The organism is Bradyrhizobium retamae, from assembly GCF_001440415.1.
Taxonomy (GTDB): domain Bacteria; phylum Pseudomonadota; class Alphaproteobacteria; order Rhizobiales; family Xanthobacteraceae; genus Bradyrhizobium; species Bradyrhizobium retamae.
The window spans coordinates 1-11,088 of sequence record NZ_LLYA01000186.1 but is presented as its reverse complement, the minus strand read 5'-3'; the positions used below and the strand labels follow the sequence as shown (position 1 = coordinate 11,088).

The 11,088-nt window shown below is 59.8% G+C and carries 9 protein-coding genes; 2 read left to right on the top strand and 7 right to left on the bottom strand.

The features are described 5' to 3' along the window. Positions 1-471: 471 nt before the first annotated feature. The 7 genes from CQ13_RS31375 to CQ13_RS31345 form a co-directional block, all read right to left on the bottom strand. Positions 472-1,620 (bottom strand): aminotransferase-like domain-containing protein, encoded by a 1,149-nt coding sequence (locus tag CQ13_RS31375; protein WP_082637750.1) that lies wholly within the window; start codon positions 1,618-1,620, stop codon positions 472-474. Between the two features lie 43 nt (positions 1,621-1,663). Beyond that, on the bottom strand, positions 1,664-2,932 hold the full coding sequence (locus CQ13_RS31370; protein ID WP_057846682.1) for an extracellular solute-binding protein: 1,269 nt from the start codon (positions 2,930-2,932) through the stop codon (positions 1,664-1,666). 96 nt (positions 2,933-3,028) lie between these two features. After that, entirely contained in the window at positions 3,029-4,516 is a 1,488-nt protein-coding gene (locus CQ13_RS31365; protein WP_057846702.1) for an alkaline phosphatase family protein, read from the bottom strand. A gap of 37 nt (positions 4,517-4,553) precedes the next feature. Next, positions 4,554-4,880 carry a hypothetical protein gene (locus tag CQ13_RS31360; protein WP_156434015.1) on the bottom strand — a complete coding sequence of 109 codons (327 nt, stop codon included), beginning with the start codon at positions 4,878-4,880 and terminating at the stop codon, positions 4,554-4,556. Then, on the bottom strand, positions 4,877-5,725 hold the full coding sequence (locus CQ13_RS31355; RefSeq protein ID WP_057846680.1) for a carbohydrate ABC transporter permease: 849 nt from the start codon (positions 5,723-5,725) through the stop codon (positions 4,877-4,879). Before CQ13_RS31355 ends, CQ13_RS31360 begins: the two co-directional genes overlap by 4 nt. Further along, the gene (locus CQ13_RS31350; RefSeq protein WP_057846679.1) at positions 5,722-6,690 is read right to left on the bottom strand and encodes a carbohydrate ABC transporter permease; all 969 of its coding nucleotides are present in this window, start codon (positions 6,688-6,690) and stop codon (positions 5,722-5,724) included. Before CQ13_RS31350 ends, CQ13_RS31355 begins: the two co-directional genes overlap by 4 nt. Further along, a complete protein-coding gene (locus CQ13_RS31345; protein ID WP_057846701.1) occupies positions 6,690-7,865 on the bottom strand; it encodes an ABC transporter ATP-binding protein in 1,176 nt (391 codons plus the stop codon). The genes CQ13_RS31350 and CQ13_RS31345 overlap by 1 nt, the downstream gene beginning before the upstream one ends. 964 nt (positions 7,866-8,829) lie before the next feature. Here CQ13_RS31345 and CQ13_RS31340 point away from each other — a divergent pair. Together CQ13_RS31340 and CQ13_RS31335 are read left to right on the top strand one after the other, a co-directional pair. Beyond that, positions 8,830-9,975 (top strand): pyridoxal phosphate-dependent aminotransferase, encoded by a 1,146-nt coding sequence (locus CQ13_RS31340; protein WP_082637749.1) that lies wholly within the window; start codon positions 8,830-8,832, stop codon positions 9,973-9,975. 9 nt (positions 9,976-9,984) lie between these two features. Next, the gene (locus CQ13_RS31335) at positions 9,985-10,857 is read left to right on the top strand and encodes an isocitrate lyase/phosphoenolpyruvate mutase family protein (RefSeq protein ID WP_057846677.1); all 873 of its coding nucleotides are present in this window, start codon (positions 9,985-9,987) and stop codon (positions 10,855-10,857) included. The last annotated feature ends 231 nt before the right edge of the window (positions 10,858-11,088 follow it).

The following is an 11,088-nucleotide window of genomic DNA, read 5'->3' as shown; positions in this document are numbered from 1 at the left end:
GCATTCATAGAGTGCGCCCCAGCGGCCAAGCCGTTGCTTATCGGGTCGACATCCTCCGACGCTGCATCGAGGCATCGCTCCAGCGGAATTCCTGTATGAGTCATTGCTTGTTGCAGCGTAATTTGAGGAGAGGCGGACCTATTTAAGGCCGGGTCCAGCTTCGACCGAGAGCGACGACGCAGTTCCGATCCAGTTCGCGCGGAAATCCGGTGACATACCATGCCTTCCGCCGCTGCCGTAACTGGCTCCGCCTCTTTCCAAGGCACGGTAGGGAAAATTGATCGAGCTGACGATCTGTCCGGCAGTGATCTCCCGCCGACGGGAATGCCTTCCCACCTGTAGCCCGCATCCTCGCCGGATCTGTCGTGCGTAGTCAAAGATAGTGGACATAGGCGATTACCTTGCCGTTAAGAGTCCAAAGCGACGTCAGTCCAGCTCTTCCACTGGTTCCCTAATCTTGGAGCGCTGGTCTTACGCATCGTATGCCCTAATGACGGCATCAAGCCCGCGCTCGAACGCCTCACGATCCGGCGCCGTGCCGGTGCCGAACCGGATAGCGTTCGGCGGCTCATCTTTGCCAAAAAAGTAGGTGTCGCTCGCACTGATCTCCACGCCGCGGGAGCGAACCCGTGCAACGAATTCTGCACGCGGCTGGCTGGCTGGCAGCTTCAACCAGACATGTAACCCCTCCGCTATGGAATTGAATTCGCGGTGCCGCAGCCGCTCCGTTACAAGAGCCTGACGAGCCTGTGTTTCACGGCGTACAGCAGCAATTATCCTGTCGGCAGCGTCGTTCTCGATAAGCGCCGTTACAGTGGCGGCGTTGATGGGCGCGCACATCCAATACGTGGCTCGCACGCCCGGCCAAAACCGGGACTGAGCCGCCTCGGCGGACGGCGCCACCAGGTAGGCGACTTTCAATGCCGCTGCCATGCTTTTTGCTGTACCCAGGATGTACCAGGATATTTCTGGCGCGAACGCCGAAAGCGGTGGTGGGAGATCAAAGGGAAGGAGGCTATATATGTCGTCCTCGATGATTGAGACGCCGTATTTGCGGGAAATGTCTGCAATATTCCGACGGCGATCGACGCTCATGATTGCGGTCGTCGGGTTCTGCAGCGTCGGCATGGCATAGACGGCGGCAGGATTTTTGATCCTACACGCCGCCTCGTAGGCATCGGGCAGCATACCTTCCTTGTCCATCGGAATGCTGCAAAGGCCTATGCCGAACATCTCTGCGAACTGCCGCATCGTCGGGTAGCTGAGTTCTTCGATCGCCAAGGTCCCGCCCCGGCCAATGAGACCGGCCATCAGCATGGTGATCGCACCTTGCGTGCCGTTGGTGACTATCAGCTGATCCGGATTCGGCGCGACAGGCAGACGCCTGCCGACAAAGCGTGCCCCTGCAATCCTGTCACGCTGCTTGCCTCGAAACTGATGCGCCCCGATCAAGTCATTCGGCGACTGTCTCGATAACACGGTCTGAACTGCTGCCAGATATTCGGCATCAAAGGCATGCGGAACTTTTGGCGGTAGATTGCCGCTCATGTTGAGCAGCGAAAGCATGGTGGTATGTCTGTCAGCGGAATACGCTGAAGTTGTTGTTGCCTGTGCGGCCATGATCTATGTTCCCGTGGATAGCGTTGTCGCGGATAGCTTGGCTCTAGAGCAGCCTTCGAATCTGTTCGGCTATTTCAGCCAGTGCTCGCTTCGGCTCTGACCGTTGGGTGACGACCTTACGCACCTCATCCGCCATCCTATCTGCGATCTTCACCGTGTTGTCGGTTGGAAAAGAAAACTGATCGCCGGTGATGGGCAGCCGCTCCACGACTGAGCGGTGATGCGGATTGGCAGCGAAATACTGCTCAAGGAACTTCGGGTCATTCAGGGTGATCATGTTGATGGGCAGATATCCGGTATGCTTGGCTAGGATTGTCTGACCATCGGTCCCCGACGCGAAACTGATGAAGTCCCAGACACGATTCTGGCGCTCTAGATCTTTGGCAAACATGAAGAAGCCGTGACCTGCTCCGACAAGCCGCCCATTGGGATTCGGAACAGGTAATTGGCCCACCTGCAATTCGAATTGGCCTGACGCCGCCTTCGTCACCGAGCTGATGCCACTAGCGGTTCTGATGTGCACACCGGTAATTCCAGAATTGAACGCCTGGCGAGCTTGGTCCAGCGTCATATCGAAATTGCTGGTCTGGCCGAACTTGTACAGTATCTCGAGCGTCTGCAGTCCATCAGGCCCATCAAAAGCAATATCGGTCAGCTCGGGGTTCATCATGCGCCCGCCAAGCGTTCCAAGAATGTTCTGAAACATCCAAGCGTTTGTGGACGTATACTCAATGTATCCGCCGTTGACGTTTCCGCCGAGGGCGGCCACCTTCTTTCCAATCTCGACAATCTCGTCCCACGATTTCGGCAGTTCAGTGCTTGAAAACCCCGCCTGTTTCAGAACGTTCATATTGTAAAAGACGACTGGAATCGTCGTTCCGAACGGCAGCGAATAGTTCTTTCCGTCTACTAGAGTTGCATCGATCAAGGGGCGGGAAAGCCCCATCGTCGCAAGCTTTTCGGCGCCCCCGGAGAATTCATCGAGCGGTTGCGAGATTCCGCGCCTGGCAAGTAGCTGGGCATAAGTAAGTGACTGCCACGTAGCATCCGGCAAATCGCCGACGAGCGCTCCGCGGAAGGTTTTTTGCAAAAGAGGATCCCAGTTGTCGCCATTTGCGACGAAGTCGACTTGCGTCTCCGGATGCTTACCGCTGAATTTCTGGCCCAGATCGGCCAGCATCTTCGCATAGCTTGGCGCACCATGGCTGATCGTCAGCTTGATAACTTTGGCGGCGCGGCCGATTGCGGGGATTGCAAATGCCCCGATTGCGGAAGCACCGGTCAGAAGCAGTCTTCTACGTGTGGTGCGCATCGCGTGATCTCCTGAGAGTTTACTTAAATCCCACCGGCCGTCAGCGCTGGATTGGGTTGTGAGTGCTAGCCCGGCAGAGTGTTCGTATCGCCCGTGTCAGTTATCTGCCGTTCCACTTTCGACGTAGCGCGTGTTGCCTACCGCCACCCGACGAAGAACCTGTTTATAGCTGCCAAGTCGCGCCGCGAAGATTTCGTCGCGGCAGCGGATCTTTGGACGCGATGCTGGCTGTAGAAGCTCGTGAAGCACCCGTCCACCCATCGTCGGCGGGGCGTCAATGCCAAGCAGATGAAGGATCGTGGGCGTCACGTCGCAAATCCCGGACGGCAAAGAAGAGGCGGATCCAATGTTTGCAAAAGCAGATCCCGCGACGATGCCGAGCGCACCGAGTTCCTTCGGATGCAGCCCACCGTGAAGGCCGAGACCGGCCCGACGATCATTGTCGTAGAAAGTACCGCCTACGAGGTCGAAGGGGTCGATGCTATTGTCTGCGCGGAAGGAAAAGGCGATGTCCGGCGCACGGACATGATCGGCGAAGACGAGACGGTTTGAGAGGCTCCCGGGGGCGATGCCGTTGACCTCGTCGTTCGCACGCGTAAATACTGGCCCGCACCATGGCTCGGACGTAATGGTTCCGACCAACCGGGCAACCTTCGCCTCATCCGGATCGGCAAGATAGAGAGCGCCGACCTGGCCCGGTACCACCACCACGTCAACATCGGGAGCAGGCGCAACGCCTGGGCTGAAGCCGGCCGCGCGCAGGCTATCGGTCACGGCGACGCGCGTATGGCCGGTGATATGGCCGTGATCCGAGATCGCGAAAATCTGAACGCCAGCCTGCCTTCCCTCTGCTTCCCACCAGTCGAACACTCGGCCGAACTGTTGGTCGCAATGGGCAATGATGGAGCGTGTCGCCTCCGCCCCCGTGCCGTGGAAATGCGAGGTGACGTCGGGCTCGCCATAGGAAAGGATCGTTACATCGGGACGATATTTCGGCCAGACGACGTCCAGGAAAGCCGAGGTGATCCAGTCTTGGCCGATACGGTCCGGCTCCTTTTTGGGCGGGACCGGCGTCAATGCACCGATACATGTCTCAATCTCGGCGAGCACACCATCCGGCGTGCAGGCTTCGCGGAAATGGCCGGAGAGGCGCACATGGCCGAAGTCCTCGGCCTTGTGGTGGAAAAGCCGGGTGGTGCCCGGCGTATTTGTGGCGAGCACGGCGAGGCTCCGCCGGCTTGCCGCCAGGATCTCGCCGAGCGAGGGCGCTGAATAGAGGTGCCCCCCGCTTTCGAGGTCGAGGCGGCGCAGGAGAAGCGCGTCGGAAGTGTCGATGTAGCAAGGCGGCATTACGGAGCGGTCGACATATTTGTTGCCCACCATGCCGTGGCGGTCGGTCGTCGCGCCGGTGACGAGGCTCGGGAAGGCTGAGCGGGTCTCGCTCGGATAGACGGTGCGGTGGCTGGCGAGCGTCACACCAGCGGCCTTCAAGCGGCAGAGATTGGGCGTCAGCGTGGGACCGATGAGGTCGGGGCGCAGGCCGTCGAAGCTGACGATGAGGAAGCGAAACTCTTGCTGAAGCATCGGACCTTCCAGAGCGATCGCGGCAGAACGTTCGATTTCAAGAGAGTTCACAGGTAAGCGCCGCGCCAAACGCCTGGAGCGCCTGGATCTGGGTGATGCCGGCCATCATCGCTGTTGGTCGGTGTGCCTTCAGGAAGGTTATGGTCGCGGTGCCGACCTCGGTGAACATCTGGGTGGCGCGCGCGATCAGCGCGTTGAAGGCGCTGGTGGCGTAGGAAGACCGCAGACTGATCGGCGACTGCGCGTGCACCGATGTTGCTGCCATCAGGATCGGGGCAACAAGAAGCACCTTCAGTGAATTGCGCCGGATAATCAGGTTCATTGGACTTAGGGATACTGGCAATTTATTTTTGAGCTTCTTCACTTGACTGCCCCACCCGTTAGTCCTTCGACGAACCATTTTTGTGCGGCAAGGAATGCAATGAGGAGGGGAAGGACGACGAGTGTGGATGCGGCCATGAGTGGGCCGTAGTCGTTGCCGGCCTCTTCGTTCTTGAAGGCCATGATGCCGAGTGGGGGCGGCATGAGGGACTGGTCGCGCACGGCGATGAGGGGCCAGAACAGGTCGTTCCAGTGCGAGACGACCGAGAAGATCGAGAAGGCGATGACGGCCGGCAGCGCCATCGGCACCATGATCTTCCAGACGATCGCGATTTCGGAGAGCCCGTCGAGCCGCGCGGCGTGGACCACGTCATCAGGAATGGTCTTGAAGAACTGCCGGAACAGGAAGATGCCGAAGGGCGAGACCACATAAGGGAAGACGAGCGCCGCGTAAGTGTTGAGGATGCCGAGCTGATAGCCGAGGATGAAGAGCGGCAGCGAGAGCACCTGATGCGGCAACAGCAGGCCAACGAGCACGAGGCCGAAGAGTAGGTCGCGACCGAGAAAGTGGAGCTTGGCGAGCGCATAGGCGCAAGGGGCGCAGACGAGGATCTGAACGCCGAGGATCAGAACACAGACGACAAGACCATTGCCCATATAGCGCGGCAGCGGCACTTCGGTCAGCGCTTTGGTATAGTTCTCAACACCGTAAAATTGTGCAGGCCAGAACGAGAAGGACGCGCGGAAGATCTCGCCCGGCGGCTTGAGCGATAGCGACGCCATCCACACGAAGGGAACGAGAATGAGCGCTCCGGTGGCGAGTAGCACGGCATGTCGAAGAATGGCGGCGGGCGGCGACAGGCGGTTGGTGGAGGTGGAGGCGCTCATTGGTAGTGCACCTTCCTGTCCATGACGCGGACCTGGACGAGGGTGAGCGTCACGACGATGGCGAGAAAGACGACAGCAACGGCGGCGCCATATCCGGTGCGCAGATACTCGAAGCTCTCCCGATATAGCGTGTAGAGCAACACTTCGGAGGCGTGGCCGGGCCCGCCTTGGGTAAGCACTTTCACGGTATCGAAAGACTCGAACGCCCTCAGCGCTACAACGATGACAACGAACATAGAGACCGGCCCGAGCATGGGCAGGGTGACGGTGCGCAGCCGGTCAAGCCAAAGGTCCGCACCATCGACATCGGCAGCATCATAGAGATCTTGCGGGATGCCCTTCAGGCCGGCCAGGAACAGCACCATGGCGTAGCCGAGATTCTGCCAAATGCCGATGACGGCCAGCACCGGCAGGGCTGTATTCTCGTCGCGAAGCCAGTTAGCGGTCGGCAAGCCGAGACCAGCGAGCGCCTGGTTGACCAGGCCAATCGTGGGATGCAGCAGCGCCTCCCAGGCGATCGCCATGGCCGTGAGCGTCGCCATGAAGGGCAGAAAGTGCACGGCGCGGTAAAAGGAGCGGCAGGACTTTCCGCTTTCGATCAGCAACGCAATCAGAAGAGCTAGGATGATGGTGCCCGGCACGACGATAAGAACGTAGACCACGGTGTTGAGGAGCGACGCCCTGAAGACCGCATCGGCGAAGACCTGGCGAAAGTTGGCGAGGCCAATGAAAGAAAGCGAACGCGCCCCGAACTGCCAGTCGGTGAGCGCGATAACGAAGACCCCTAGCACCGGCAGGAAGAATAGGACGAGCAGAAAGAAGACTGCCGGCCCGGCCAGCGTCCAGGCCGCGAGCGCTTCCGCAAAGGCACGCCGGCGGGCTGGTGAGGCAGCGGAGGATATTCGAACGCCACGGGTCGCGGGCTCCTCCTCGGAGGTGTCGGAAAGAGAAAGAGGCTCGCTCATCAGGCGCTCTCCCGGATCGGCGTGACCGATGCCCGCCCGGATTCTGCTTGCCGGCGCAAACGCCGCCCATCACGAGCAAAGAGAAGGACGCGGTCCGGCCTGACGCCGACATGCAAGGTCTGGCCGGGGGCGATATGAGGCGCCCGTTCGGCCAGCAGTCTTGCGATCAACGGATGATCGATGCCCGCCAGATCGAGATGGACGAAGAGATCGGAGCCCATGTGTTCGATCATGCGCACGAAACCGGTCAGTATACCCTGCCCGCCGTGATCGGCTAGATGAAAAGCCTCCGGGCGAATGCCGAGGGTGAGATGTGCGCCGGCACGTGCATCGGCCTCGATCGTGATCGTCGCTCCGGCCACATCGATCAGGCCGCGTTCTCGCACCACGCCCTCAAGCATATTGATCTTGGGCGAACCAATGAATTCGGCGACGCGCCGGTCGTCTGGATCGGCATAGATGTCCTGCGGCGGAGCGACCTGCAGCAACTCGCCGTCGAGCATCACCGCCACCCGGTCCGACAGCGTCATGGCCTCGGCCTGATCATGGGTGACATAGACGAAGGTTCCCCCGAGCCGCTGGTGCAGTTCCTTGATCTCGGCGCGCATTTGCACACGCAGCTTCGCGTCGAGGTTTGACAGCGGTTCGTCCATCAGGAAAACAGCCGGATGGCGCACCATCGCACGGCCGACGGCCACGCGCTGGCGCTGTCCGCCGGAGAGCTGTCCCGGTTTGCGGGCCAGCAGGTGGCCGATGCCGAGGGACTTGGCCGTGCGGGTGACTTCCACGTCGATCTCGGCTGCGATCCGTGCCGTTGCTGGCAGCAGGCGGCCGAGAAGAGGAAACCTCTGGAAGACCGAGAGCCGGCGCATCCGGAGCGGCAGCGCCACGTTGGAGGCGACCGTCATATGGGGATAGAGCGCATAGGACTGGAACACCATCGCCACGCCCCGCCGCTTCGGCCTGAGGCCGTCCACCGCCCGCCCGCCGATCAAGAGCGAACCTGAATCCTGCACGTCGAGCCCTGCCAGGATACGTAGCAGCGTCGACTTCCCACACCCCGATGGTCCCAACAGCGTCAGGAACTCACCATCTGCTATCGACAGCGAAACACCTCGCAAGACAGACGCCGTGCCGTAATTCTTTCGAATGCTATCAATCAGTACGGATGCCATCGCCGTCACTTTCACATCGCCATGAAAAATTGCGGAGCCCATCAATGAGATCGCCTATCTCATTTTCGACAGGTCCGCTGATGTGTAAGAACTTCAAGACCGGCATTGCTACACCCGGATGACATTCATCGAATAAATCGATGCGAACTTCGCAACATGCGATGATGAAGGGTAAGACTGTCGGATGACAGAGACCCGTCACTCAATGCAATGCGCGCTTTCGTGGAGATCGCCGCGAACAGAGCGTTGCCACGCGCTGCGATGAGCTTCGACCCCGAGGTCCGTCAACCGATCTCGCTGTCCTCGAAAGCTATATTAGTTCGAAGCCTATCGAGTGGCGCGGCGAAACAGCGAACTGGCGGACTTCCGTCGGCTCTTGGCCGACCCTCGACCCGAGACTGTTCACCGCCCAGGAGATGCCAGAAGGCTACGAGCCGGAGGCGAACCGCCAGTCCCGTGAACACCTCACTCACAACTTTTCCTGGATGTTGCCCGTTCAATTCTTCATACATTCCGATCCAGGATGGGAGCCGCCGCAATCGATGTGCTCATTTTACTGTCCAGGCCCTCGACCACGGACAGCTTCGACGCTGGTACGCGCGAGCTTGGGCTATCGGATCCTTCGGACTCTTGCGAACATCGCCGGGCGTTCTTCGCCACGCTGCCGCAAACGCAAACGAGATGCAATATCTCGCCTTTTGCACTCGATCCCGCCGCAATCTCTATCTTGCCCGTCCCTTCTGCCGGTCGATTACGCCCGTCTGCAAGAAGACCATTTCCCAGCGACGCAACATGGATATCGCAACTTTCGATGATTTCATTCAAAAACGCGATGGCCTGAATAGTTAGGCCGTCTGAGAGCGAGTAGAAGCTCTCGAAAATGCTCCTTCTAAGTCACAGGTATTCTATCTTATCTCTCGTTGCAGAACGGCTCAACGTCGTCCGCCCCTCTGAGACCAAGGCGATGACGGCTCGTGCCGCCGAGTTGCGCGATCAGGGTGTTGATGTGATCACGCTCAGTCAGGGCGAGCCGGACTTCGACACGCCATCTGCTGTCTGCGAAGCCGGCATCCGGGCTATCAGCGACGGGCGGACAAAATACGCTGCGGTCGCCGGGATCAAGCCGCTTCGCGAGGCGATCCGCGACAGCTTCGGCCGCGAACACGGGCTCGATTACAGCATCGACCAGATCACGGTGGGCTGCGGCGCCAAGCAGGTCGTCTTCAACGCGCTCTTCGCCACTCTCGATCCGGGCGATGAGGCGGTGATCCCGACGCCGTGCTGGGTCTCCTATCCCGATATGGTGGCGCTTGCCGGCGGCAGACCTACTCTCGTCGCCTGCGATGAATTCCATGGCCTTAAGCTGCGCCCTGAGGCGTTGGAGGCGGCAATCACGCCGCGCACCAAGTGGCTGATGCTGAACTCACCCTGCAATCCGACCGATTCGGTCTATAGCCGAGGCGAGTTGCTCGCGCTCGCCGCGGTCCTGCGCCGGCATGCTCATGTCCATGTGCTGTCCGATGACATCTATGAAAAGCTCACCTATACCGGTGACTTCGCTACCATGGCAGCGGTCGCGCCGGACCTCTACCGGCGCACGCTGACAGTCAACGGCATGTCCAAGGCCGACGCAATGACCGGCTGGCGCGTCGGTTATGGCGCGGGGCCTCTGGCGCTGATCAAGGCCATGAACCTCATCCAAGGCCAAACCTCCTCGCACACCAGCTCGATTTCACAATATGCCGCCATCGAAGCGCTGTCTGGCGGACGGGACCACATCGAGGAATTCGCGAGCGCCTTTCTACAGCGCCGCGACATTGTCGTTGCGAAGCTGAACCAAGCCGAGGGGCTTTCGTGCCTCGTGCCTGACGGTGCCTTCTACGTTTTCCCCTCCTGCGCAGGTGTTATCGGCAAGCGCACGCCGGCGGGCAAGGTGATCGAAACCGACACCGATTTCGCCATGTATCTGCTCGAGGATTTCGCCGTTGCCGTCGTGCCCGGCAGCGGCTTCATGGCCTCGCCTTATATCCGCATTTCCTATGCCTCCTCGCTTGAGGACCTCACCCGCGCCTGTGACCGCATCATCGCCGCCTGCGCGGCCTTGTCCTGAAAGATCTCGATGTCCCCTGCCAAAAGCCTCCGCGCCTGCATGGCGGAGACCAGCCTTATCCACATCATGGCCGCCCATAGCCCGCTTTCGGCGATCCTTGCAGAAGAAGCCGGATTCGACGGCCTGTGGGCCTCCGGCTTCGAGCTGTCGGCGCTTTACGGCCTGGCGGACATGAGCCTGATCTCGATGACACAGCATCTCGACATGCTGCGGGCGATCGCCGGACGCACGAGGTTGCCGATCGTCGCCGACATCGATACAGGTTATGGCAATGCGATCAATGTCATCCATGCCATCAGCGAATATGAGCGGGCCGGCGCCAGCGCCGTTGTGATCGAAGACAAGACTTTTCCGAAAGTGACGAGCCTTGTGGCCGGGGGGCGCCAGGAACTGCTGCGCATTGAGGAGTTTCAGGGTAAGATCAAGGCAGCCGTTGCGACAAGACAGGACCCGGATTTTCTGGTCATCGCCCGCACGGAAGCCCTCATCGCAGACCTCGGCGAAGTGGAGGCCCTGCATCGCGCTCAAGCCTATGTGGACGCTGGCGCCGACATGATCCTGATCCATTCAAAAAAGAAAGATCCCTCGGAAATCGAAAGCTTTTCGCGCGCCTGGACCGGATTTGCGCCGCTGGTAATCGTGCCGAACGCATACCCTGACCTCAAGGCCGAGCGCGTCAAGACGCTCGGCAATATCCGCATGATGATCTACGGCAACTACGGCATCCGCGCTGCTGCAACTGCCATGCAGGAGACCTTCCGCCGGATCATCGCTGACGGCGGCGTCCAAAACGTCCACAAGGACATTCTGCCGGTGGAGGAGATCTTCAGAATCCAGAAGATGAACGAGATTAAAGCAGCTGAGGCTCGCTTCCTTTGCTGAGGGCTCATTCCGGCCGCGCAATGACTTTGAGATTTTAACACGATAGGTAGCGCCCGAGCTCCGCTCAGGCGCTATGCCTGGCCCGCCATCGATCAGAAAAACGGCCTTCTCCTCCGAAAAATCGTGGCGTGTCGACTGCGAGAAGACGATCAAGCCATCGCGGCGTCCACGCCTAGGGAGCCTGTCCGAGTAATCGGATTTTTCTCGACGAAGAACAAGCGTTGTGATTCA